The sequence below is a fragment of the Streptomyces fagopyri genome, assembly GCF_009498275.1.
Classification (GTDB): Bacteria; Actinomycetota; Actinomycetes; order Streptomycetales; family Streptomycetaceae; genus Streptomyces; species Streptomyces fagopyri.
In genome coordinates, this window is the sequence record NZ_CP045643.1 from 8,728,456 (window position 1) to 8,751,775 (window position 23,320).

Below are 23,320 nucleotides of genomic sequence, written 5' to 3' on the forward strand. Positions count from 1 at the left end.
CTCGAACAGGACAAAACCCAAGAATGATCACGACATCACACAGGCCCTAGTGCTCTGACCGAGAAGGTTCGCCGGGTTGGTGATTCCGGCGGTTGGATGTGCGGTGGCGTCCGTTGATCTGACCGTTGGGGGTGTGGTGGCAGAGCCCGTCCGTGTGCGCAGGTTGACCGACCAGGAGAAGCAGACGCTGCAGCGGATCGTGCGTCGGGGCAGCACCAGTTCGGTGGGGTTCCGGCGCGCGATGATGCTGCTGGCCTCGGCCGGCGGGAACCGGGCTTCGGCGATCGCACAGCTCGTGCAGGCCGACGAGGACACCGTCCGCGACGTGATCCACCGGTTCAACGAGATCGGCCTGGCCTGCCTGGACCCTCAGTGGGCGGGAGGCCGTCCCCGCCTTCTCACTCCTGACGAGGAGGACTTCGTCGTCCAGATGGCCACCACCCGCCCGACCAAGCTCGGCCAGCCCTTCACTCGCTGGTCCATCCGCAAGCTCGCCGCCTGTCTGCGGAAAGTCCGCGGCCGCGTCATCCGAATCGGCCGCGAGGCGTTACGTTGCCTGCTCGCCCGCCGCGGCATCACCTTCCAGCGCACCAAGACCTGGAAGGAGTCACCCGACCCCGACCGTGACACCAAGCTCGACCGCATCGAGCACGTCCTGCACCACTTCCCCGACCGGGTTTTCGCGTTCGACGAATTCGGACCGCTCGGCATCCGGCCCACGATGGGCTCGGACTGGGCTCCTGCCGGCCACCCCGAGCGGCACCCCGCGACCTACCACCGCACGCACGGAGTGCGGTACTTCCACGGTTGCTACTCGATCAGCGACGACACCATCTGGGGCGTGAACCGGCGCAAGAAGGGCGCCGTCAACACCCTGGCCGCGTTCAGATCGATCCGCGCGGCCCGCCCGGACGGCGCCCCGATCTACGTCATCCTGGACAACCTCTCCGCCCACAAGGGCGACAAGATCCGGCGCTGGGCGAAGAAAAACCGCGTCGAGCTGTGCTTCACACCGACCTACGCGTCCTGGGCCAACCCGATCGAGGCCCACTTCGGACCGCTGCGGCAGTTCACCATCGCCAACTCCCACCACTGCAACCACACCGTCCAGACCCGGGCCCTGCACGCCTACCTCCGATGGCGCAACACCAACGCCCGCCACCCCGACGTCCTCGCTGCCCAACGACGCGAGCGCGCACGCATACGCAGCGAAAAGGGCATCCGCTGGGGCGGCAGACCCGCCGTCGCCGCGTGAGAAGGCTGCCTGCCTGATTGCTGGGCTACTTGACCAGCCGGAAGCCGGGCTGGTCGACCCAAGCCCGCAGGAATTCCGCAGTGCCGAGCACCATCGGATACTCCTCGTGCGTGAAGCCCAGCACCCCTGGAAGTCCGGCGACCACCGCCTCCTGCCCTTCAAGCAATTCGGCCTTGACCACACCCCCGAGGACGTCGACGACTGCCGCAGCGAGCAGGGCAGTGGCCGCGTGGTCGATCCCACGGTTGCAGCCGGCGCTGACGTTCACGGCATGGGTCGGTCTGAAGCCGAGGACCGCTTCCACCTCAGGCTCGTCCGCGTGTTCGGCCTCGAAGATGCTCTCGTCGCCGACCTCAGGCCCCATCAGGTAGACCAGAAAGGGCCGCTGACCGTCTACGCCCTGCGCGTCGTGGGCCGTCGGTACCTCCATGCCCAGCCGCTCGACAGGCACGTTGACGTCAAAGTATCCGTTTCGCCGCTGCTCGAAGTGAGTGGAGATCCCACGCATCAACGCACTGAACTCAGTCAGCGCAGTCGAGGAGACAGGCTCCGCGAATTCGATCACCAGGGTCGGACCAGCCATGCCGGGAGCCTAGACCGCTACCTGGCCCGGCACAGCTCAAATTCTCGTCACCTCGAACCCCACGGACCGGTCGTCGAGCCGCCAACCCGGCGAACCTTCCCGGTCAGAGCACTAGAGCCGCTGAGGCGGGACCTCAGTGGCATGACGTCTCTGCGCGCACCTCACGGTTCCGGGCCCATCCGGGGCCGCGACGGAGAACTCGAGCTGTTACGGGGGCTGTTGGCCCGACCGCTGGGAAGGTACGCCGTGGTGTGCGGGGTGGGCGGAATTGGCAAGACCACAATGGCCTCGGCCCTGGCCAACATCGCCCACGCGGAGGGCCGACGTGTGTTCTGGATCCGCTGGCGCAGCACCGAGGAGCTAGCCGAGCAGATGACCCGCACCGCCCTGGCCTGTGGCCTTCCCGAAGCCCGGCTTGAGGAGGCACGGTCAGGGCGGGCCGGGCTGCCTGATGTGGTGTGGGAGCAACTGGAGCAAACCGCCAGGTGGCTCCTAGGGCCTGTGTGATGTCGTGATCATGTGGTCTTGATCAGGTCATCGATCCAGATCATTGCGGCGCGGAGGTGGAGGCCGGCGAGGTAGCTGTCCGGGGTCTTGTCGTAGCGGGTGGCGATGCCGCGCCAGGCCTTCAGCTTGTTGATCAGGCGTTCGACGGTGTTGCGTTCCTTGTAGAGGTCGGCGTCGTGGCTGACGGGCCGACCGCCTCGTGTGCCCTTCTTCTTGCGGTTGGCGGCCTGGTCCCGTTTTTCCGGGATGACTGCCTTGATTCCACGTTTGCGCAGGTAGGCGCGGTTGTCATGCGACGAGTAGGCCTTGTCCGCGGCGACCGCGCCGGGCTTGGTGCGGGGAGGGCCGGCGGGCAGACGGATTCTCACCTTCGCGAGGACGGGGACGAACTGCGGACTGTCCCCGGCCTGTCCGACGGTCAGGACCAGTGCGAGCGGACGGCACCTGCGATCCGCGGCAAGGTGAATCTTGCTGGTCAGGCCGCCCCGGGATCTGCCGAGCAAGGCTTCCCTCAGGCGGAGCTTGTGTCTGCGTCGGACGCGCCGGCGCTCTGTGTGTCCGTTCTGTTCCTCCGGGCCACCCCTTTTTGTCGGGCTGCCTCTTGCTCCTGCGCGGCTTCTTCCAGAGCCTCCATGAGGTGCTTGCTGACGCGCAGCCCTGCGGCATCGTGGTGGGCGCGGACCGTGGTGGAATCCACGCTGACCAGCGACAAGTCCGTTCTTCCCATACGGGCACTCTCGGCGATCAGGCCTTCCAGCAGGTCGGTGAACACAGCGGCGTCCCGCCAGACACGGAAGCGTCCGTAGACGGTCGCCCACGGCCCGAACTCGGCAGGCATCTCCCGCCACTGACCACTGGACCGAAACCGCCAGATCACACCCTCGAACTGCTCCCGCAACCGCTCCGGGTACGGGCCGTACCTACCGATCGGCAGGTACGGCTCGATGAACTTCCACTGGGCATTGGTGAGTTGCCTACGTGTCACGACCACTGTCCTATCGGATTCCACCCCTCGAACAGGACAAAACCCAAGAATGATCACGACATCACACAGGCCCTAGCAGGATGCGGCGCGGGATCAGGATGGCCTCGCGGACCCACTTGCCAACGCCTCGTCGATTTGGATCTAGGGTCTGCTGCTCAGGCGACAGACGGCCGACCCTCGACCGGGGAGGATTGTTTACCCAGGTTTCGCCACCCTATGGCGCCCAGAACGGGGAACAGAACCAGGACGGCCAGCCAGCCCACTTTGGGCAGCAGTCGCATGCGCGCCGCGGGGGTCCTGATGCAGTCGACCAGGGCATAAAAGTACAAAGCGGCAATTATCACGTAAATCGCGTAGACCAACATCGAGTCACCTCATGTGCAAGGGCGAACGCCCCGTCCGTGTGCGACTCGGTCCGGCCCCACTGGCGGACGATATTACCGGGCGCCTCGCAACTATCGGACATCTCGCACGCTGAGTGGTCACCCTCGAAAAGAATTCACTTTGGCAACATGCCCTAGCTTGATCTTTAACTTGTGCGGCGTGGTCGTGAAGCAGTTGGCTTCTTCTGTTGGCGCTTCGCTGGGTGGTGTCTGGTGGATGTGTGCACGTCGTGGCGTGGTGTGGGCCAGGTGTTCTTCTGGCCTGGTGGCCGTCCGGTGCCGGGGCGGGAGGGTTTCGGTGCTCGGGCCGGGCAGGTGGTGTGTGGGGGTATGTGCCGAAAGTCGCGGCGGACGCGGGCCGGGGTGAGCCTGTCCGGGGAACTCGGTTTCTCCCAGGGGTGGTGCCGGTCGGCGGCCAGGGGGCGGGCCAGTCGTAGTTGGGTGTAGGCGGCGAGGACGAGCCAGGTCCAGCGGTCGGCCGCCTCGGGAGTTCGGATCTTGGGGCAGGTCCAGCCGAGGGTCTGTTTGAACAGGGGGAAGGTGTGCTCGATGTCGAAGCGTCGCAGGTAGGTCTGCCAGAGCCGGTCGGTGTCCGCGGTAGTGGCGTCGGTGCCCGACCACCACAGCCAGACCGGCTTCGGGGTGGCTCCACTGGGCAGGTGGCTGATGTCCAGACGGATCACCGTGCCCTCCACGATCGGCAGAGCGCCGTCGGCTGCTGCCCAGGACGAGCGGTGGGTCAGTTTCGGGTACAGCCGGTTCCAGGAACGGGCGAGAGCGGTGCCGTAGAGGCGGGTGTCTGTGAGGGTTTCGACGTCCGGTGTGCCCCAGGTGTCGGGCTTGCCGAAGACGAACTCGCCGCCGTGCCGGGGCGGCCGGCCCTGAGTGTGTGGCCTGCGGGGCGGAACGGGTCTGCGCATGACGCGGTCGGACCGCAGCCGGGCCAGCACCTGAACGGGCAGGTCACGCAGCAGGAAGGCCAGACGGGGTGCGTCGTAGCCGGCATCGGCGACGATGAGAATGTCCGGATCGCCGGGCTGCCACTGGTCCACGGCGATGAGTCGTTCGACCAGGTCACGCAGTTGCCGGGCGGTGACGGTGGCTGTGTCGTCGCCGGGTGCCAGACGTCGCGCGTCCAGGGGTGCGGTCCAGGAGCTGCGGCCCGGCTCGAGCGCGCAGACGATGGAGTAGGGCCAGCCCGGGACAGGAATGTGCTGGTCCTTGCCCCGCCCGTAGGTGTGGCAGAGGATCCGCTCCGGTGAGGTGTGGGCAGCGGGCCGTAGCCAGCAGGTGATATCCACGGCCAGGACCAGTCGGCCGTCGACGGCTCGCGGCAGCGGCACCGAAGCCAGCGCTTCCCGCAGACGGTCGCTGTCGATACGGCCTCGGGCAACAGCGGCATAGAGGCCACCGTGACCGCGGCGATGCTCACCGACCAATGACAACCCGACCAGTGACTTCACCGGTCCGTCACTACACAGCACGGCATCGGCCAGCTCGAACAGCACATCCGAACGGGCGGTGAGACTGGCGTAGAACTCCGCCCGGAAGGGCGGTATTCCCCTGTGCGGGTGGTGTCGGATCGCGGGATTCGTCAGTGAGAAGGGTCGCCCCGGCAGTAGCCTCCTGTGGCGCTGTGTGAGGCATTGGGGGGCTCGTGGCCGGGAGTCGGTGGCCGGGACTAGCTGCGTCTGCCGTGATCACGGCGGTGGTTAGTGCGGTGACGTCGTTGGCGGAGAACGCGGCCACCAGTCAGGACCGGTGGCCGGGTCGGCTCGACCAGGTTCGGGTGGGGCGCCGCCCTCTTCGCCGGGCTGCTCCTCGACCTCACGGGACGCTCGACGGCAGCCCTGCACCCTCGCCTGTCCACCACCGAACCGCCGTCACGGTAAGGACACTTCCGACCTCCCGGCGCCGGCGGTCGCTACGATCTGCGGCGTGTGCGCAAACATTGTGGTCGCCGAAGACGACGCGAAGCAGGCCGAACTGGTGCGCCGCTACCTGGAGCACGAGGGTCACGCCGTCACGGTCGTCGAGGACGGCCGGACGGCTCTCGAGACGGTCCGGCACCAGGAACCCGACCTGGTCGTCCTCGACGTGATGATGCCCGGGGCCGACGGTCTCGACGTCGTACGGATCCTGCGCGCCGAACGCCGGGAGGTGCCGGTGCTGATGCTGACGGCCCGCAGCACCGAGGATGATCTGCTGCTCGGCCTCGACCTCGGCGCCGACGACTACATGACCAAGCCGTTCAGTCCGCGTGAACTCACCGCCCGGGTAAGGACTTTGCTTCGCCGCAACCGGCGCGGCCCCGACCCGGCTCCGGCGACCGTACCCGCCCCCGTTCCCGCCTCGGAGCCCGAAGCGGCCCCGGACGACGAGGTGTTGACGGTCGGCGTGCTCAGGGTCGATCCCTCGCGGCACGAGGTGTCGGTCGCCGGGACGCCCGTCGAGTGCACGCCCGGTGAGTTCCGTCTCCTCGCGGCGATGGCGGCCGAGCCCGGCCGGGTCTTCACCAGGGCACGGCTCCTGGACGAGCTGCACGGCTTCGACAAGTACATCAGCGGCCGGACCGTCGACGTGCACGTCATGAACCTGCGCAAGAAGATCGAGCGCACCCCACGACGGCCGGCCCGCCTCATCACCGTCTTCGGCGTCGGCTACAAACTCACGGACCCCGCGAAGAACGTGCGCCATGCGTCGTCCTGACAGGGGAGGTGCGGCGGGGGCCGCCCGGCTGCCGCTACGCAAGAGCCTGGCGGGGCGGCTGTTGACCGTGACGGCGCTGGTGGCCTCGTGCTCGGTCGCCGCGACCGCCTGGCTGGCCGTGCAGACGACCTCCGTCGCGATCCGCCAGGAGCAGGGTCAGAACCTCAAGTCCGACGCGAATATCTACAACACCCTCCTCGGCTACGCGGCCACCCACCCCGACTGGGACGGCGTCGACACCACCGTGCGAGATCTGGCCCTGGAGTCCGGGCGCCGGATCGTGCTCACCACGCCGGGCCGACGCCCGTTCGTGGACTCTGCCGACTCGCGCTCAGCGGGCGGCGGTTCGTCCGACGATCTGCTCGCTCAGCAGGCCTCGGCGGTCGTGGATCCACGCTCCGTCGACACCGTGCTGGTGCCCGACGCGGCCAAGGCCAGCGCGGACCGCGTCGATCCACGGGCCGTGGGGCCCTTCCGGCTGCCCGCGAAGGAACACGACGCACTGCGGAAGGCCGCCGCCGGGAGGGTGGAGTGCCTCAGCCAGATGGGTATCGCCGCCGACGTCGTCGAGAGCCCGGGCGGACGGCCCCGCGTCCAGTTCGTGAGCGAAGAGACCGAGGGGGGGACCGATAGCGTCACCGACCGTGACATGGAGGCCAAGTGCTTTGCACCCTACCCGGTCGGTCCCACCGCGACCGAGCGGAAGGCCCTGAGCGCCCTCAACCAACTGGCTGACGCCTGTCTGAAACGACAGGGTCGCACCGCCGTGAAACTGAACCTGGACCTGTCCTGGGACCGGAGTTACGCATACGGGCGGGACGACGCGGTCTCCGGCGCCGAGGACGGCCTCAGCGATCGGGAGGCGAAGGCCCTGGCCGCCAAGAAGGCGGAGGACGCCGCGACGGCCGAACGTAAAGCGGCTTCCGGCGGCGCACTCGACTACGCCCCCGCCGAGATCCGCGACAGCGCGTACGACCGGGCCGTGGCCAACTGTGTCGAAAGCGCCCGCCGGGAACAGCTCACGGACTATGTCGCCGAGCCCGCACTCCTGTTCATCGACGGCCCCGGTGCCGCCGGCGTGCCTGGCTTCGACCTCTCCCGCGCCAACACCGCACGCATCGCCGGTGTCACCGCTCTGGTCCTCGCCCTCACCGTCGGCGCCTCGGTGCTCGCCGGAGCCAGGCTCGTACGCCCATTGCACGCGCTCACCGGCGCCGCCCAGCGCATGCGGGAGGGCCTGGACGCGACGCCGGTGCCCGTGCCCGTCGTCTCCGACAATGAGATCGGACGGCTGACGGCGGCCTTCAACGACATGGCCGCGCACCGGGCCCGCCTGGAGGAGCAGCGCAAGGTGATGGTCAGCGATGTCGCCCATGAGCTGCGAACGCCGCTGAGCAACATCCGGGGCTGGCTGGAGGCGGCCCACGACGGACTGGCCGTGCCGGACCCCGCGTTCGTCTCCTCGCTCCTGGAGGAGGCGGTGCAGCTCCAGCACCTCATCAACGACCTCCAGGACCTGGGCGCGGCTGACGCGGGCGCCCTGCGGCTGCAGCGGAAGCCGGTACGGATCGACGAGCTGCTCGGCCAGGTCGCCGCCGCGCACCAGGGGTTGGCCGAGACGGCGGGCGTCACCCTCACAGTCCTGACACCGCCGCCGGGCACCCCTCACCCACCGCTCCTCGACGCCGACCCCGTACGGCTGCGGCAGACCGTCAGCAACCTGCTCTCCAACGCGGTGCGCCACACCCCGGCCGGCGGCACGGTGACCCTGCGCCGGTACGTCACCGACCCGGGGGACGAGCTCGCCGTGGAGGTGTCCGACACCGGCAGTGGCATTCCGGCGGGCGACCTCCCGTACGTGTTCGACCGTTTCTGGCGGGCGGAGAAGTCCCGCAATCGCAGCACCGGCGGCAGCGGCCTCGGCCTGGCGATCGTCCTCAAGCTCGCCGAGGCACACGGCGGCACGGTGGACGTGGCGAGCGCGGAGGGGGAGGGGGCCACCTTCACCCTGCGGCTGCCGACAGCCGAGTCACGGAAGCCGGAGGGCCCCGGTCGACCCTGATGGGATGACGACAGCGCTCTGACAGTTTCCGCACAAGTGGCCGTCAGGGTGAAGCCATGCCCGGAACCTGGTGCGGATCAGCAACCAGGAAACGACCAAGCCGGGCTGGAACTGGAGCCCTCACATGTCCCGCCGTCTCACCCTGCGCCCACTGCGTATCGCTGTCCTGACCGGCGTCGCGGCCGGCGCGCTGCTCGTCCCGGCCACCGCGGCCTTCGCCACCGATCAGACTCCGACGCCGGGCGCGACCGACTCGACCTCGGCCGACAAGGAGGCCCTGGCGAAGAAGAAGGCCGAGGACGCCAGGACGCTCAAGGAGGCCGAGGCCCGGAAGGCCGCCGAAGCCCAGAAGGCCGGAGGCAAGGACTACCCGCGTGGCGGTGTCGCCGCGGGCGAGGCCCCCTCCCAGGACGACAACACCGGCACGCTCATCGGTTCGGCCACCGGCGCGCTGCTGCTCGCGGGCGCCGGCACCTACGTACTGCGCCGCCGCACCACCGCCCGCCGCGAAGGCTGACCCGGCAGCACGACCTCTCGTACGAAACGGTGGCGCCGCCCTTCACCAGGCGGCGCCCTGTGCGTTCCGGCGAACCCTCGCACCCTGTTCTGGAGCCCGAGTTGCCCCCTGCACACCGTCCGGCCCTGTCCCGGGCCCGCCTCGCGACCCTCACCCTGTTGACCCTCGTCACCCTGCTCACCGGCTGTTCGTCCGGCCCCGACCCGACGGTCCGGGTCGCCCCAACCGCCCCCGCCGCCGCGTCGGGCGCTGCGAAGTCCGAGCGGCCTGCGGACGACGCTCCGGCGGCCCCTGCCAAGGTGGCCATTCCCTCCGTGGGGATCACCAGTTCGCTGATGGAGTTGGGCCTCAACACGGACCGGACAGTCCAGGTCCCGCCGGCCGAGGAGGGGATGACCGCGGGCTGGTACACGGGCGGTGCGGTGCCCGGTGAGATCGGCGCGGCCGTCATCATCGGCCACAACGACACCCGCTTCGGCGAGGCCGTCTTCCACGACCTGAAGAAGATCAAGGAGGGTGCGGACATCACCGTCACCGACAAGACGGGAAAAGCCCTCCACTTCACCGTCACGGCCACGGAGAGCGTTGCCAAGAACGCCTTCCCGACGGAGAAGGTCTACGGGCCGACCCAGGAACGTGCTCTACGGCTCATCACGTGCGACGGCGACTTCGACGCGCAGGGGCACCCTGTCGACAACCTCATCGTGTACGCGACAGCGAGCTGAGGGCCGTAGGCGTGTCCGTTTCGCCCTGTCGTCACGAGTAACGCCCGCAGCTCAATCGTCAGACGCCGACGCCACCCCACCACCCCCGATGGGGCTACTCAAAGCCCTCTTCGGCCGCCCCGACAAGGACACCCCACCCCGGCCCCAGCCGGGCTGTAAAAGCAGCCTTCAACTGGCCGACGATAGACGGAAGTTGAGCAGCACACTCACACACAAAGCGCCTGTGGCCTGTGCCACGATGATCCAGGAGTCCCACCCACCCAGGGGCGCCTGCCGTGCGCAGCCGTTTCGCCACCCCGCCGGCGGCTGCGCGCGGCACCCCTGCCGCCCGGGCGACACGGTGTCCGAACCCGTCGCCGGCTGCCAGGACATAATCACCCCGCCGCGCGCAGTCCATCGTCGTCGTCCGCTCTGGGGGCTGCGCACGGCACCCGGTCTTGTGAGCCGGACCCCGGGTTCGACGCCGGGGCCCGGCTCGCGCGCCGTACGGCGGGAGGTGGTCCGGCGCTGCCATGTGCAACCTGGTGATCTGGTCCCGCGTTACGGCCCCGATGCGGATAATCCTGGGCATGAACGTCCCACGCGATGCGCAGCTGCGCGCGGCGGTTGTGATGCTGGGCCCGTAGCCGGAGAATCCGGGGAGCGAAACGCGACGGGTTTCCGACTGCCGTCGCCGATACCGGGAATCGCTGTGCTGTGCCGGGTGGCTAGCCTGTCGGTATGTCAGAGCGTGTCACCGCGGGCCGCGTAGACGGTTTGATCTCTCTGGGTGCCGCGGATGCCTTGTGGGCCGGTTTGACTGCCGGCAGCGTTGTGCCGACGGCCTCTGCGGTATTCACCTCCTTTCCCGTGCATGTCCAGGCAGGGTATGTGCTGCTCGGCCGGCGTGTGGTGGCGATGGTGAAGGCCAGCGGCGGCCCGTGGGGCGTTTCGGAGATGGAGGTGCGCCGGGCTGCCACGGAGTTGAGCGCGGTGGAGATGGACCGCCAGGACCTGGTCCGTATCGGCCCATTCGGCAGTGCGCTGAAGCCGGAACAGAACGAGGGAACGCTGGTGCCGTGGCGCGAGCGCATCTCCCGGGATCTGCAGGAAGCGGGCGGCCCCGGGCGCCCAGGACAAGGCGGAGACGCCCGGCCGTCCCATCTGGCGGGGATCGACTGGCGGAGGCTGCTCGTGCAACGGCCTCATGGCCGGACGGCACGGGCGTGGTGGCTGCCGCGCGCGGTGGTCAGGCTGCTGGACGCGGCAGCCCACACGGAAACACAGTGGCAGCATGCCAGGCGGGCCCGCCAGGCGAACACGGCCGTGACCGAGCTGCCCGACCGCCCTGGGCGGACCCGGGCCGCCGACGGCGGGCAGACGACGAGCCCCGATGCCCCAGCCGTCCCGCTGCGTCCCTATAACGGGGAACTGCAGGGCCAGCTGTACTCGGTGCTCAGCAGGAAGCCCGGCATGGCACGGAAGGTGGCCCGGTGGCAGTGTGCGGTCTGCCGCACCGCACCCGCGACGGTGCTGGACCATTGCCATGAACACGGTTATGCCCGTGCCCCGGTCTGCCAGTCCTGCAACACGCAGGAGCGCCCCGACCACCTCTACAGCAACGACATCCGAGTGGCCGGCCACTACACCCGCCTCTTCGACACCCAGGCTGCCGACTGGCTCCGGCACTGGCACCGCTGCCCCGGCTGCCGCGCCCGCACCACCCTGCCACTCGCCCACCTCGCCGCATGGACCGCCCACGTAGCGTGCCGGCCACAACGCCCGACCCACCGCGATGCCCGCAGCTCCCGCGGACGTAAACCCTGCGGAGCGCTGCGCGTTTCGTGGACCGGCAGCCACCACGCGCCGCATGCCTGCGTCCTCACGGTCGCCGTCGACTTCTGTCCGTCCGGCGAGCACCGTGTCCTGGCGCACGTCTCCTACCGTGAAGCCGCCGAACAGTTCCGTACCTGGCTGGCCGAGACCGCCCCCTCTGTGGCCGCTGCGGCCGGACCCGATCGCACCGATGACCTCCCCGCTCAGCCCCGGCCCGTCATCGCGGACACCAACGGTGACGGCCTGGCCCTGTTCTGAAAGAACAGCACCCGATCCGACATCACCCTCACCTGCGCCGACTGAAGAAAAATTTCTTCGCCCGGATAGAACCCTCCACGTCCCCATCTCCGTAGTACGGGATGGATGCCAAGTGCTGCTGCCGTTTGTCGTCCCCCCCGACGGTCAGGCGGGCGCACGGGGCATTCGGGGATTCCCTCTCGCCCATGGAGTAGGGAAGTAAGCCGTGGCCTGGGCATGTGCCGCCTCAGGCCACGGCACCCACAACAGAAAGTGAACCCGCTGCGCGCTCCGGCCGCACTCGGGTATGACGCTCCCGTCGAACGTGACGACGGGATCTCGGTGGCTACCGTGGGGGTGCCCTGCCGATCCTTATCGTCCGCCGGACTCAGGTATCAAAGCGTGGCCCCGCAAGGCTCCGCGGGGCCACGCTCCTGCGCTTCGCGGATGCAGATGCCCGTGATCACGTTCTGGGCGTGCGAACGCCGGGCCCTGACCCCGGACTCTCGTCACTCAGCAAGAGACGCGTCTGCTCCCCGCGCCCGCGAGGATGATCCCGAGACGTGCCCGCCTTGCTCTCATCGGAAGCGCTGCTACCTGCGCCTCGCGCCCCGCAGGGACGCTCTCGTTCCTGGATACGACCCGGGGGCGTTCCCGGCCTGCTTCCCGCGCCAGCGGGGATGGTCTCCTCGAGCGCGGCGGCACCCCGGCCGGATGCCGCCGCTTTCCGCGCCTGCGGGGATGGTCGGAGCGATGCTTCTTGCGGAAGGTGCTGCAGCGGAGTTCTACCAGCGGTAGAATCGCGGTATGAGCAGGCCCACGAGCATCAAGACGAGTGAGGAAGTACGCGACCGGCTGCGTGTCCTCGCTGCCGAGCGCGGTACCACGATCACTGAGCTCCTCGAGGAGCTCGCGAGCCGTGAGCTCACCGACGCCGAGAGGCAGCGGCGTGCCGTGGAGGCGGCTGCCGAGCTCGGCGTCGACTACAGCGAGCAGGTCCAGCACGCCGGTCAGGACGCCTGGGCGAAGATCCGTGCTCATCAGGGCGGCGCCGCCGCGTGAACCTGACGGCCGTCCTGGACCACACCGCCCTGGCCGCTCTGTACCGTGCGGATCCCTTCTTCACCGGCCTGTACATCGAAGCCTCACGCGGTACCGGCCGCGTTCTCATCCCGTTGCTGTCTGTCCTTGCAGCCGAGCGCCGGCTCACGGGGGCGGGCCGGCACGCGGCGTCCCTGCGTTTCGCGGAGAGTGTTCCCTTCACCGCGGATCACGCGAGGGATGCAATGGACTGGGGAAAGGTGGAGATGCCTGTCGCTCACGCGGCGGCGATCGCCTGGCACGCGGTGAAGGCGGGAGAGCCGCTCACCGTCCTGTCCTTGGAGCCCGAGCTGTATACGGGCACCGGCATCACACCCCTCAACCCCACCTGACCCCACACCCCAACCCGAGGCAACCCGGGCACTCGCTGGAATGCCTGGACCACGCCCGCGGGTAGTCCCGTCCTGGGATCTTAGGGCTGCTCTCCGCACGCGCGGGAATGGTCCCATTCGGTCCTGGAGACCGAGCCGGGCTCGGCGCGAGTGGTCCCGCGATGCCGGCCACGATCGACTCTGCGGTCGACGACCTGAGCGCGCTCTTATCCCATACGGGAAACGGGGCATGCGTCCTGGTCGGCCACAGCTGGGGCGGCATGCTGGCCCAACTCGTCGCCTGGGCCCAGCCGAAGCTGATTGCGGAGCTGGTCCTCGTGGACCCTGCGCACGAGGACTTCCAGCCCTGGACCATCCGCGCAGCTGAAGCAGTGCTTACCTGGCCGTCCGTCCTAAGGAGGGCCGTGGGGTCAGCTGATCGTTCTCTTCGCGAGCAGGCCGCGCAGGAAGCGGGCAAAAGGAGCGGCGATCCGCGTGTCCAGGGCCTGCTCGTCGAGGCAGAGATGGCCTGCAACGCGCACGAGTATCAAACCCGCACCAGCACTGCGGAGAGCCGGCTGCTCCGCACCCATGTCCCGGCTGTCCGGCGGCTACGTGCCTGCTCGCAGCTGCCCGACGTGCCGGTGGTCGTCCTGAGTGCGACCCGGGGTTTACCGAAGGGCCTGCGGACTCGGTGGACCTCGTTGCAAGCCCAGATCGCCGCCACGACCGTTCGAGGCGAGCACGTCGTGGTGCCCGACGCAGCCCATTACATACATGACAGCCAGCCTGGGGCCGTCACGACATCGGTGCTCACCGTTGTCGATCTCGCACGAGACGGGCAAGCCTCGCAATGAGGCATGGGCGCGCCGCTGCCCGCGCCGAAGCACACCGGGCCCGGGCCCGGCGCTGTGGCGGACGGGGGGCGGGAATTGCGGCGCCCTGTGCGTCAGGCCCGGGCCCGTCGGTCGGCGGTGCCAAGGAGTCTGTCGACCAGGAGTTGCGGGTAGCCGGTGGCCGGTAGGCCGATGCCGAAGATCGCCCGGATGTAGAAGGGCGCGATCAGCTGGTCGAGGATCTGCTCCAGCGGTGGCGGGTCCTCGCCCCGGGCTGTGGCCCGTTCGCGGATCTGCTCGATGGAGTGCATGCGGCGCAGGAAGTGCTGGGAGCGCTCGGTCTGGTCCTGGGTGCTGCTCGGCATGGACAGGATGACGGCGCGTACGAGGGCGCGTCCTTCGGGTGTGTGCATGCTCCGGGCGCTGGCTTCGGCCCAGGCGGTGAGGTCACCGCGCAGGCTGCCGGTGTCGTTCAGTGGCGAGTCGCGCTCGAGGCGGGTGGTGACCGTGTCCGCCAGCAGTGCGTCGAGGCTGCCCCAGCGCCGGTAGAGGCTGGTGTGGTTGACGCCGGAGCGCTGTGCGATCGCGGGGATGGTGAGGTCCTCGCCCTCCGGTTCCGAGAGGAGGTCGATGACCGCTTGGTGGACGGCTGCGCGGACCTGTTCGGGGCTTCTTCTGATGCGCGCGGCCGGTTGTTTCTGAGTCACGCCTCCATCATAAGCACAGATATTTGCTTCTGGTCGGGTCAGGGCCTACAGTCGACCGGGCAAGCACAAATCTGTGCTTGTGATCCGGGTCGGAGGAGACCGTCATGAAGCAGCTGCTGTTCCCGAACAACGCCCAGTTCTGGTACGAGACCCTGCGCTCGATGAGCCACATCGCCTACGGCGGCGCCGACTTCGGCGAGGTCGTCTCCACCGCCGCGCGGATCACCGAGGACGACTACGACAGCTGGTACACCGAATGGTTCGCCACTGCCGACCGGGTGTCCTCGGAAGCCGAGACGGCTCTGGCGGCCGGCCACCCGATCAGCGCCCGCGACGGGTTCCTGCGTGCCTCGAACTACTACCGGTCGGCGGAGTTCTTCCTGCACAGCAAGGAGTGCGACCCGCGGCACGACCACGCCTACGACCGCTCCGTCGAGTGCTTCAGGGCCGCCGCCGCCCTCTACACCACCCCGCGCATCGAGCCGGTCCAGATCCCCTACGAGGGCACCACGCTGCCCGGCTACCTCTACCGGGCCGACGACTCGGGCACACCCCGTCCGACGGTGATCATGCACAACGGCTTCGACGGCACCGCGGAGGAGATGCACTTCTTCGGCGCGCCGGCCGCCATCGAGCGGGGCTACACCGTGCTCGTCTTCGACGGCCCCGGCATGCCCGGGCCGCGCCACCACCAGGGCCTGGTCTTCCGCCCCGACTGGGAGAACGTCATCACCCCAGTGATCGACTTCGCCGAGACGATCCCGGAGGTCGACAACAGCCGCATCGCACTGCTCGGTCTCAGCATGGGCGGCGTACTCGCCCCCCGGGCGGCCGCGTTCGAGCACCGGCTGGCCGCGCTGATAGCCGTCGACGGCCTCTACGACCTCGGCGAGCTCTCCGTACGCAACATCCCCGGCACCCGCGAGGAGGCCGAACGGCTCCTGCGCGCCGCGTCCGCCTCGGAACTCGACGCCGCCTTCGAACAGGCCATGGCCCACGACCCGATCGCGCGCTGGGCTGTCAACCACGGCATGTACGTCATGGGAGTCGACACTCCCCGCGCCTTCAACGCCTCCTACCTCGACTACACCCTCACCGGCGGCATCGCCGAAAAGATCCAGTGCCCCACCCTCGTCTGCGACGCCGAGGAGGACATCTTCTTCAAGGGCCAGCCCGAGCAGCTCTACGACCACCTGACCTGCCCCAAGACCCTCATGGAGTTCACCACGGAGGAAGGCGCCGGCGCCCACTGCCACCCCGGCGCGATGCGCCTGTCCATCGCCCGCATCTACAACTGGCTCGACGACACCCTCGCCGCCACCCGCCCCTGACGCCCACACCGCCAAGCCCTGCCAGGCACCGCCAACGATCCCGCTGTCCGAACCAGCCCGAAGGACCCCACATGACCCGCACCGGCATCAAGGCCGCCCTCACCGACCTGCTCCTCAACGAGGACATCACCCTGACCGAGGCTGCCGAACGGCACTTCACCCCCGACTACCGCCAGCGCACCGACGGCGAATGGGCCGACCGCTCCCAGTTCCTCGACCACATCGCCCACCTGCGCACGCACCTCGCCGCAGGAGAGATCGAGGTCCATGAAGAGCTCTACGACGGAGACAAGTACGCCGACCGGCACACCTGCCACCTCACCAAGAAAGACGGCACGACCGTGAGCATGGAGGTCTACGTGTTCGCCGCCATAGCCCCCGACGGCCGCTTCCAGCGCATCGAGGAGACCACCTTGATGACCGAGGGAACCGACGCCGACCGCAACCTCGGCAGCGCCCGCTGACCACCCCCACCGGGCTCGGGCGGTGCCGGCGTCAGAGTTGGGGGACGTACGGGGCGAGGCCGACGATGAGGATGGACCGTTCGCCCGGTCCGGGCCCGGAGCCCGCCCGGACCGGGCCGACGTAATGGCTGACCCTGTGGTCGTGGACGGCGTAGCCGTCCAGCGGGTCGGTGAGGGTGAACTCGGCGTGGATGTCCGCCCACGGGTCGTCGGGCTGCAGGCCTGCGCTGCCGGGGGTGGCGATGACGTTCTGCCCACCGGTGACGTTGGTACGGCTGATCAGGTGGGCGAAGGTGAACGTGCCGGCCGAACCCCCGTCCTGGTGCAAGCAGTCGGGGGTGGACACGGCGTTCTGGCCGGGACCGTCGACGCCGAGCCTGATCAGGTGGACACCGGCCCACAGCGGGCGGCTTCCCAGATTCCTTAGCGACAGGACCTGCTCGATGTCCCAGCGCAGGAGCCGCAGCAACAGGGCGTTGCCACGCAGCTCCTCGGGGATGTCGGGGAGCACCCGCCGGGTCCGCGGGTGCGCAGGGTCCTCCTCGCCCTGGAAGAAGTCGGTGACCGTGCCGTGAACGGGGTCGGGGGTTCCGGGAATCCAGGACAGTTCGTCCTTCCACGGCAGGTACACGGCATGGGAGTAGCGGCGAAAGCGATGCGTTCGCGGGGCGTACGGGTCGGGCGGCAGAGCCGCGAAGACCTTCCGGATCCGGGCCAGGTCATCCTCGGCGGAGCCGGCCGGGATTCCGAGGCGTTCGGCGCCGTAGCGGACGAACCCGCGCTCCCGCAGACCGTCCATATTCCCAGTCTCAACCATCCGTACCCTCCCGACAGCTGGTGACCCAGCTCAGCATCTGACCTGTTGTACCTGTCCTCATTCGCCGACCAGTGGGGCGAGAGAGCCGCCCGTGCCAGGTTCGGCCCGGGGCCAAAACCCGGAGTGCTCGTGCATGGGGTGATGGTGCCTCACGTGCCGGAGAGTCTTTGTGCTTGTTCTTCGATTGCGTGCTGGGCTGTTGTGGCGGGTTCGCGGGCGACGTTTTCGAGGGGGCCAGGGGGTTGTGGGGCGATGGTGCCCCACAACCAGGCCAGGAATATCACGGTGAGGACGGTGCCGATCGAGGCGCTGACGCACAGGCGGATGGTGGAGGCACGCTCTTGAGTTGTCGTCCGCGGCACGCGGCCTGCGGCGTCCTCGTACCGCTGTGGTGTCGGATGCTGTTCGCTGCTGGCCGGTATGTCCTGCCCGACTGTCATGCCGTCGCCCAGTTAAGTCCGAGTGTGGCGAGTGTGCCGCGTTTGTCGGGGGTGAGTTTGGTCCGGCGGGTTTTCTCGTTCATGATCCACACTCCGAGCTTCACTTCCGTCCTGTCTTTCAGCCGCTCGACGTGGCCTCTGGAGACATTCACCGACCCAGTGTGTGCTTTGTACTGCGCGAGGGCTGCGACACCCCTGTCGAAGGCGCTTACGGCCGGTAGGGACGTCTTCGCGGACGTTTTCGGCTCCGGGACAGGGGTGAACGGCACGATGTGGAGCTGTTCCAGTCGCTCACGTTGTCGGTCCGTCAGGGCCAGCCAGACGGCAGGCTTGCGTCGTCGGGGCCGGCCACCGTTTCCGGTCCGGCTGCCCACGAGGACAGCGCTCGCGCCAGATGTCCCGCCGGGATCCGGCACCACGCGGCCACCTGCGCCTGCGCGACCGCGTCGAGCAGCCTTTCACCGTCCGGGCGCACGCCGCTGCCCTGCGGCACCGGGTTCTCCCACCGCCACCACGCCCTCAGGCCTCTGACCTGCAGCCCGTAGGCATCCGCGACACGGTGCAGAAACGACCACGTCATCTCACCCGCCAGCGGCACCACCCGCAACACCGCCACCACGCCCGCCTCCCGCTCACGGCCCGTCCCAGGAACGGGCAGCGCCTATATCGCTCCCATCTGGATTCCTGTCTGGTGTCGATACACAGCGTCAACGAGCCTCTGCACCGTCCGGTATCTGCTCCGGCGCGAGTTAGCCGGCGGCCGCACCCTGGCTACCCTGATGCCGTTCAACGAACAGGTGCACCGTGCTGTGCTCAAAGCCCTTACAGGCTTCACGGCCGCCGCCTTCGCCCTCATCTGCCCGGCCACACTGATCCTGCATCCAACTGGATGCTGCTGCCGACGCGATGCTCGAGCAGAGCGTCCATCTCACCGCGTCTGCGTGCGCCGGCCGCACGCGTTCCAAGTGCTGCGCCTGGTCGTTTTCGCCCGCAGCGGCCGCCCCCGGTCGGCGGCCGGCGCCGACCGCACCGGCTGGCTCGTATCGCGCGGCCACTCACCGGTCATCCCGGCAATGCTCTGCCATGGCGCCTGGCCCCTCCCGGGCGGACGACGTGGCCGCGGCGAGTACGAATCGTGTGGTCTCGTCCTAGGCAGGAATGACTGCAGGCGCCCCGGCACACCCGTCTGCTTGGCATGCACCCAGACGGTCACGCGCCCTGCGAGCGCTAGCAGAGCAAGCCCCGGGCCTGTGTGTCCTGGGCGGTAACAGCGACTGGTCGCGCCGCACAGGTTGCGAGAACTTCGGCCGCTCGTTGATCAATTGGGTGCATGGTTCAGCCATGTCACAGCTCACGCCTATATCCCTTGAAAAGGCTCCCGGAGCCAACGCGACCGTGCACCGCAGGCGTCGCATCACGCTGATCGCTGCAGGGGGTCTGGTAATTGCCTCCGCCGGGGCGGTGCTCTTCGCGTGGGAACCGTGGGTCGACAGAACACCGTTCGTGGCGCGCACCTACGGTCGTGGCAGGCGCAGCGCTGTTCACGGACGAAGGCGACGGCGTTTGCCGTCCCAAGGAGAGCGCCGGCAAACGCAAGCTTCTAGGCGAGGACCGACGAGTCCTTGCGACCGGCTGGCGATCGCAAGGAGAGATCCTTTCTTCCCGGTACGGCGATGCCGCGGGGAAGTGCTTGTACTACACCGAGTACAAGGATGTGCCCGCCGGCGAGGACGCCTACTACGAAGTTGGGGAGAAAAAGTTCTACACCCGCGATGGAGAGCGGTATGAGACCAAGCTGGCGGAGGCGGACCTTCGGCAGCGCTTCGAAGAGGTGAAGAAGAGCAACCTGCACTTCAAGGCGCCCGCTGACTGATGACCATGCGATGCCCGCGCAGTGGGCGGCAGGGTGCTCCTCGGGTGAGGCAAAGGTCGGCAGTTTCGAGGCGGATTACCTTCGGATGACGCGCCGTCACCATGCGCCCCCGGCAATGTGAGCGTCGGCGGTCGGACGGGCGCTCTGCATCGAGGGCGTGCTGGTGTTGTCGGTGGGGGCGCGGTGGTATCGATCCAGGCGTGGAGGGGGCTGGTGTAGTCGACGCTGAGGAGCGGGCCGAGCCAGGGCCGGTTCAGGCGGTGGCCGAGGTGGTGGACGAAGCGCCCGCCGGCGCCCCATCCGGCGGAGCGGTTGCTGTGGTCGGCGTATGCCAGGCGGATGCAGGCGGGGTCGGTCAACGCCTGTGCCAGGACGATGGTTTCCGGGAGGACGGCCGCGTCGCGTAGGGACGCGGACCGTACGGTTTCCGGGCTGCCGGCCGTACCGTGGGTGAGGCGGTGTACACGCGTGGGCCAGATCCGTTCGGATTGCCAGGCGCGGGCCTGCTGCCACCATCGGAGCACGATGGTGCGGGCCAGGGCGAACGCCTGGCGCGGATCGCATCCGCGGCCGACGGCGTCCCGGGCCAGGGCCGGCCAGCGTCGCTGGGCGTGGCCGATCTCGAGACAGGCGGCGACGCCCAGCCAGCCGGGCTGCCCGGCATGGCCCGGGGCGGCGTCGCTCTGCCAGCGCTGATGCCGGTGGCAGACCCTGCTCCACACGGGCAGGTACCGCACCGCGTGCACCGGGTGGCCAGTGCGCCGGGCCGTGCACAGCCGGCATGCGAGGGCCACGGGCCCGAACGTGCGGGCATCCTGGAAAGGCACCCGCCCCGCTTCAAGCCCGCCCGGCCACGACCCGCCCCGTGCTCGTCCGCCGTCTGGACCTGTGCGTGGTGTGCCGCCGGCGGGGGCGAATGGGGCTGGCCCCTGCTGCCACGTCGGCACGGCACGCGCCGGCGTGCTCCGCGGTATGCCGCACAGCTCCTGCAGCAATTCCTGCCCGCCCTCATCGAACAGCACCTCCACCACCACCGCGGTAGCGCGGCCCCTGCGCGGCCGCGCAGGGCGGTTGACCTGCCGCCAGCCATCCAGCAGCACCCCGCTGTCCATCCGGTACCCGGCGCCGAGCCGGCACAGATATGACCACGTCGTCTCCCCGCCCAGCGGAGCCACCCTCAGCACACCCCTCACGAACCCTAGCCTGCCCCTGCCACACCGGCCCGCGCCCGGGGACCGGCCCACCGCCACCCGCACGCACCCGCCGTTCCCCGCAACACACCCGCCGGCAACCCGCTGTTGCGCTAACTTCCCTGCCGCTGCTCCCCGCACACACGGGGATATCCCGTGCTGAACAGCACCTGACCAGCACAGTCCCCGCGCGTATGGGGAATCGGCGCGCATGACGAGAACCCTTTTGCCGACGCGTGTGCGAGGACGGTCGGGATGTCTGATCCCACGCCGTCCGCTGCGCGGCGCTGCCACCACTGCTACCGCCCCGTCGCCGGCACGGCGAGCCGCTGCGAGGACTGCCGAAGCCTGCGCCACACGCCCGACCGCGCCTACCAGTAGGAGATAGCCGACGCCCTGTTCCCACCCGCCACCCGTGCCGCACTCCTGGGCCGTATCGCCAGCGGCGAGCACATCACAGACGTCTGCGCCGACCTCGGCATCACCGTCAACAGGGCCCGCGGCCAGGGCACCTACGCCCCGGCCTGGGGCCGCGCCCTGGACCTGGCGCTGACTGTCGGCCGAGACCCCGCCCTGGACCACGGCACCGCGATGGCCTACCGATACGGCCGCTGCCGCTGCCCCCAATGCCGCGCCGCCAAGGACGCCACCCGCCCATGACCTGGTAGGGCCGAAGGCGCGAGATGGCCGTGCCCTTCATGAGGTTCGCGAAGGCGCCTGCGCCATTTTCCTGGGAGGCTGACGAGAAGGTCGGCGGGATGACCCGCTCGTCCGTAGGTCGTGCGCGGCAGTCGGATGGGACGACATCCTGTGTCATGGTGCAAGCCGATCACTGTTTGGGCGTCGTCGTCGCGGTCGTAGCCGGCTTCGTCCCGCCTGCGCTGGCGCGCAGCGCTACATCGAGCCCTGGGGGAGCGTCCCGCCGAGCCTGGAGATGTCCGGTTCCGGCGCCGCCCGACCCGCCTCGGCGGGTGCGCCCTCGTTGCCGCCGTGCGGTGCTCGTAGGCCAGGAGCTGACCTCGTGGCTGCACAGCCATCCCGAGGGCCTTTCCGACGATTGATGCGTGACGCCCTGGGATCGGAGCCCACCAACGAAGCCCGAAACCGCCAGATCACACCCTCGAACTGCTCCCGCAATCGCTCCGGGTACGGGCCGTACCTACCGATCGGCAGGTACGGCTCGATGAACTTCCATTGGGCATTGGTGAGTTGCCTACGTGTCACGACCACTGTCCTATCGGATTCCACCCCTCGAACAGGACAAAACCCAAGAATGATCACGACATCACACAGGCCCTAGAACCCAAACTGATCGCGAGGCCGGGACGTTGTCGTCGCGTCAAACGGGGTCGGTGTAGCGGATGGGCTTACCGAGGTTGTGGGCGTAGTCGATCTCGCGCTGCGTGCTCTCCCCTATGTAGCCACCCGGGTTGACCACGAGGACTTCGTCGGCAAGGTCGATTTTCCGCAGGTGCAGTTCATTCAGCTTCGCCTTGAGCCGGTCGGCGCGCTTGAGGTCGGACCAGAGCGGGTGTGGCTGTTTCATGTTGCAGCCGGGAGCGAGGACGATGCGGCCGGCCGTGGTCTCGTAGAGGGTGGCTTCGGCCAACTGGTCCCAGTACGTGGTCGACCCGCACAGGACGACGATCGGCGGGCGGGGGACGGTGAGGTGGGGGGTTTGCTGGCGCACGTGGGCCCTTTCATGGACATGCGGCGAAGTCTGTGGGCGACTGCCGTTGCCTTGAGGCTAGTTGGTGAGCTGCGGGTCAGACGGCGCCGACGTGTGTGCCGCAGCCCGGCGGGCGGTGGTGGCGACACGGTGTGTTCAAGCCCGGGTGGGCCGTCGGGTGCGATGCCGCCCAGTGCTTCGCTGTAGAGCCAGCGGTCGCGGCTGTCGTGGTGGGCGTCGGTGTGGGTGGCGGTGCCGTAGGCGACGCCAGCGAACTCCTGTCAGACGGCGGGGGCGTGTTCCGCTCGACAGGAGCACGCGAAACAGGAATTACCGTAGTCCCATTGGCCCACCCTGCACGGCCGGGCCTGGTGATTCTGCGGGTGGAACGGCTGGGTCGGCCGCAGGCCAGGCACTCGGACTGGACGACCGCGTCCTCGCGCGTCAGCCACCCGACATCGACGAGAGTGACCGGCCAACATGAGGTCGAGGCCCCCTTGATTCCTTGCCCGCGATGTAACCCATTTCGAACCCGGGTCCGGCGGCCTACGCTCACGGGCCAGTGCCGTCGTGATCACCGGGTCGCGAGCCGCGGCGGGAGGAGGGGATAGCAGGAATGGGCACGTCGGCCACCAGGCATCAGCCCAGTAGTCCGTCCGGCGGCCCTTTTTCGGTAGGTTCCGTGTCTGCCACACCGAGAACCTTTACGCACGAGACGGGATGTGGACCAGCTTTTATCAGCTGAGCAGACCGGAGCAAGCCACATGCGGATTACCAGGCGCAGGAGAAACCCGCCTCGTTTC

At 68.8% G+C, this 23,320-nt stretch carries 22 protein-coding genes and 2 pseudogenes; 13 read left to right on the forward strand and 11 right to left on the reverse strand.

The genetic code is table 11. The features are described from left to right. Positions 1–136 precede the first annotated feature (136 nt). Entirely contained in the window at positions 137–1,255 is a 1,119-nt protein-coding gene (locus GFH48_RS37725) for an IS630 family transposase (RefSeq protein ID WP_322747035.1), read from the forward strand. 25 nt (positions 1,256–1,280) lie between these two features. On the opposite strand, the gene GFH48_RS37730 is transcribed toward GFH48_RS37725, so the two are convergent. The 4 genes and pseudogenes from GFH48_RS37730 to GFH48_RS37745 all read right to left on the reverse strand — a co-directional run bounded on the left by GFH48_RS37730 (position 1,281) and on the right by GFH48_RS37745 (position 5,296). After that, positions 1,281–1,838, reverse strand: coding sequence for a DUF6368 family protein (locus GFH48_RS37730; protein WP_153292541.1), 558 nt, complete (start codon positions 1,836–1,838; stop codon positions 1,281–1,283). Positions 1,839–2,353: 515 nt separating this feature from the next. Then, positions 2,354–3,330: pseudogene (locus tag GFH48_RS37735) on the reverse strand (IS5 family transposase). 155 nt (positions 3,331–3,485) lie between these two features. After that, positions 3,486–3,695 (reverse strand): PLDc N-terminal domain-containing protein, encoded by a 210-nt coding sequence (locus GFH48_RS40230; protein ID WP_153292543.1) that lies wholly within the window; start codon positions 3,693–3,695, stop codon positions 3,486–3,488. A 164-nt stretch (positions 3,696–3,859) separates the two neighbouring features. After that, positions 3,860–5,296 (reverse strand): NF041680 family putative transposase, encoded by a 1,437-nt coding sequence (locus GFH48_RS37745; RefSeq protein WP_228121463.1) that lies wholly within the window; start codon positions 5,294–5,296, stop codon positions 3,860–3,862. Positions 5,297–5,651: 355 nt separating this feature from the next. Between GFH48_RS37745 and GFH48_RS37750 the strand changes: the two genes are divergently transcribed. From GFH48_RS37750 to GFH48_RS37785, 8 genes are all read left to right on the forward strand, one after another. Further along, positions 5,652–6,422 (forward strand): response regulator transcription factor, encoded by a 771-nt coding sequence (locus GFH48_RS37750; protein ID WP_228121196.1) that lies wholly within the window; start codon positions 5,652–5,654, stop codon positions 6,420–6,422. Continuing rightward, positions 6,409–8,484 carry a sensor histidine kinase gene (locus GFH48_RS37755; protein WP_153292545.1) on the forward strand — a complete coding sequence of 692 codons (2,076 nt, stop codon included), beginning with the start codon at positions 6,409–6,411 and terminating at the stop codon, positions 8,482–8,484. The genes GFH48_RS37750 and GFH48_RS37755 overlap by 14 nt, the downstream gene beginning before the upstream one ends. Before the next feature lie 124 nt (positions 8,485–8,608). After that, positions 8,609–9,001 carry a hypothetical protein gene (locus GFH48_RS37760; RefSeq protein ID WP_153292546.1) on the forward strand — a complete coding sequence of 131 codons (393 nt, stop codon included), beginning with the start codon at positions 8,609–8,611 and terminating at the stop codon, positions 8,999–9,001. Positions 9,002–9,102: 101 nt separating this feature from the next. Next, entirely contained in the window at positions 9,103–9,726 is a 624-nt protein-coding gene (locus GFH48_RS37765) for a class F sortase (RefSeq protein ID WP_228121198.1), read from the forward strand. 720 nt (positions 9,727–10,446) lie between these two features. After that, the gene (locus tag GFH48_RS37770; RefSeq protein ID WP_153292547.1) at positions 10,447–11,799 is read left to right on the forward strand and encodes an endonuclease domain-containing protein; all 1,353 of its coding nucleotides are present in this window, start codon (positions 10,447–10,449) and stop codon (positions 11,797–11,799) included. A 786-nt stretch (positions 11,800–12,585) separates the two neighbouring features. Next, on the forward strand, positions 12,586–12,840 hold the full coding sequence (locus GFH48_RS37775; protein ID WP_153292548.1) for a ribbon-helix-helix protein: 255 nt from the start codon (positions 12,586–12,588) through the stop codon (positions 12,838–12,840). Then, positions 12,837–13,211 carry a PIN domain-containing protein gene (locus GFH48_RS37780; protein WP_194280795.1) on the forward strand — a complete coding sequence of 125 codons (375 nt, stop codon included), beginning with the start codon at positions 12,837–12,839 and terminating at the stop codon, positions 13,209–13,211. Before GFH48_RS37775 ends, GFH48_RS37780 begins: the two co-directional genes overlap by 4 nt. 107 nt (positions 13,212–13,318) lie before the next feature. Continuing rightward, complete coding sequence (locus GFH48_RS37785) at positions 13,319–14,047, forward strand: alpha/beta hydrolase (RefSeq protein WP_153292549.1); 729 nt, start codon at positions 13,319–13,321, stop codon at positions 14,045–14,047. Positions 14,048–14,139: 92 nt separating this feature from the next. On the opposite strand, the gene GFH48_RS37790 is transcribed toward GFH48_RS37785, so the two are convergent. Continuing rightward, positions 14,140–14,733, reverse strand: a complete 594-nt coding sequence (locus tag GFH48_RS37790; protein ID WP_153292550.1) for a TetR/AcrR family transcriptional regulator — start codon at positions 14,731–14,733, stop codon at positions 14,140–14,142. A gap of 104 nt (positions 14,734–14,837) precedes the next feature. Between GFH48_RS37790 and GFH48_RS37795 the strand changes: the two genes are divergently transcribed. Next, a complete protein-coding gene (locus tag GFH48_RS37795; protein ID WP_153292551.1) occupies positions 14,838–16,064 on the forward strand; it encodes an alpha/beta hydrolase family protein in 1,227 nt (408 codons plus the stop codon). Positions 16,065–16,135: 71 nt separating this feature from the next. Further along, positions 16,136–16,528 (forward strand): nuclear transport factor 2 family protein, encoded by a 393-nt coding sequence (locus GFH48_RS37800; RefSeq protein WP_153292552.1) that lies wholly within the window; start codon positions 16,136–16,138, stop codon positions 16,526–16,528. Positions 16,529–16,559: 31 nt separating this feature from the next. Here GFH48_RS37800 and GFH48_RS37805 read toward each other — a convergent pair whose 3' ends face one another. The 4 genes from GFH48_RS37805 to GFH48_RS38775 all read right to left on the reverse strand — a co-directional run bounded on the left by GFH48_RS37805 (position 16,560) and on the right by GFH48_RS38775 (position 18,404). After that, entirely contained in the window at positions 16,560–17,327 is a 768-nt protein-coding gene (locus GFH48_RS37805) for a 2OG-Fe dioxygenase family protein (RefSeq protein ID WP_194280797.1), read from the reverse strand. A gap of 167 nt (positions 17,328–17,494) precedes the next feature. After that, positions 17,495–17,785 carry a hypothetical protein gene (locus tag GFH48_RS37810; RefSeq protein ID WP_153292554.1) on the reverse strand — a complete coding sequence of 97 codons (291 nt, stop codon included), beginning with the start codon at positions 17,783–17,785 and terminating at the stop codon, positions 17,495–17,497. Next, positions 17,782–18,204 (reverse strand): helicase associated domain-containing protein, encoded by a 423-nt coding sequence (locus GFH48_RS39975; RefSeq protein WP_153292555.1) that lies wholly within the window; start codon positions 18,202–18,204, stop codon positions 17,782–17,784. The genes GFH48_RS37810 and GFH48_RS39975 overlap by 4 nt, the downstream gene beginning before the upstream one ends. Continuing rightward, positions 18,093–18,404, reverse strand: coding sequence for a hypothetical protein (locus GFH48_RS38775; RefSeq protein ID WP_194280928.1), 312 nt, complete (start codon positions 18,402–18,404; stop codon positions 18,093–18,095). The genes GFH48_RS39975 and GFH48_RS38775 overlap by 112 nt, the downstream gene beginning before the upstream one ends. 903 nt (positions 18,405–19,307) lie before the next feature. Between GFH48_RS38775 and GFH48_RS37820 the strand changes: the two genes are divergently transcribed. Together GFH48_RS37820 and GFH48_RS39840 are read left to right on the forward strand one after the other, a co-directional pair. Then, positions 19,308–19,658, forward strand: coding sequence for a hypothetical protein (locus GFH48_RS37820; RefSeq protein WP_153292556.1), 351 nt, complete (start codon positions 19,308–19,310; stop codon positions 19,656–19,658). 1,445 nt (positions 19,659–21,103) lie between these two features. Next, positions 21,104–21,229, forward strand: a complete 126-nt coding sequence (locus tag GFH48_RS39840; RefSeq protein ID WP_265590184.1) for a hypothetical protein — start codon at positions 21,104–21,106, stop codon at positions 21,227–21,229. Positions 21,230–21,940: 711 nt separating this feature from the next. Here GFH48_RS39840 and GFH48_RS37825 read toward each other — a convergent pair. Both GFH48_RS37825 and GFH48_RS37830 read right to left on the reverse strand, forming a co-directional pair. Then, positions 21,941–22,072 (reverse strand): annotated as a pseudogene (locus GFH48_RS37825) (IS5/IS1182 family transposase); the annotation flags it as partial. A 115-nt stretch (positions 22,073–22,187) separates the two neighbouring features. Next, positions 22,188–22,538: a hypothetical protein gene (locus GFH48_RS37830; protein ID WP_153292557.1), complete on the reverse strand. Its 351-nt coding sequence runs from the start codon at positions 22,536–22,538 to the stop codon at positions 22,188–22,190. Positions 22,539–23,320: the final 782 nt, after the last annotated feature.

Bases quoted from the DNA above. Each gene is read 5' to 3' on its own strand.
- GFH48_RS39840 (WP_265590184.1), top strand. From the start codon at position 21,104: ATGTCTGATCCCACGCCGTCCGCTGCGCGGCGCTGCCACCACTGCTAC.
- GFH48_RS37810 (WP_153292554.1), bottom strand. From the start codon at position 17,785: ATGACAGTCGGGCAGGACATACCGGCCAGCAGCGAACAGCATCCGACA.
- GFH48_RS37800 (WP_153292552.1), top strand. From the start codon at position 16,136: ATGACCCGCACCGGCATCAAGGCCGCCCTCACCGACCTGCTCCTCAAC.
- GFH48_RS37805 (WP_194280797.1), bottom strand. From the start codon at position 17,327: ATGGACGGTCTGCGGGAGCGCGGGTTCGTCCGCTACGGCGCCGAACGC.
- GFH48_RS37755 (WP_153292545.1), top strand. From the start codon at position 6,409: ATGCGTCGTCCTGACAGGGGAGGTGCGGCGGGGGCCGCCCGGCTGCCG.
- GFH48_RS37770 (WP_153292547.1), top strand. From the start codon at position 10,447: ATGTCAGAGCGTGTCACCGCGGGCCGCGTAGACGGTTTGATCTCTCTG.
- GFH48_RS37785 (WP_153292549.1), top strand. From the start codon at position 13,319: ATGGTCCCATTCGGTCCTGGAGACCGAGCCGGGCTCGGCGCGAGTGGT.
- GFH48_RS37760 (WP_153292546.1), top strand. From the start codon at position 8,609: ATGTCCCGCCGTCTCACCCTGCGCCCACTGCGTATCGCTGTCCTGACC.
- GFH48_RS37795 (WP_153292551.1), top strand. From the start codon at position 14,838: ATGAAGCAGCTGCTGTTCCCGAACAACGCCCAGTTCTGGTACGAGACC.
- GFH48_RS37775 (WP_153292548.1), top strand. From the start codon at position 12,586: ATGAGCAGGCCCACGAGCATCAAGACGAGTGAGGAAGTACGCGACCGG.
- GFH48_RS37730 (WP_153292541.1), bottom strand. From the start codon at position 1,838: ATGGCTGGTCCGACCCTGGTGATCGAATTCGCGGAGCCTGTCTCCTCG.
- GFH48_RS40230 (WP_153292543.1), bottom strand. From the start codon at position 3,695: ATGTTGGTCTACGCGATTTACGTGATAATTGCCGCTTTGTACTTTTAT.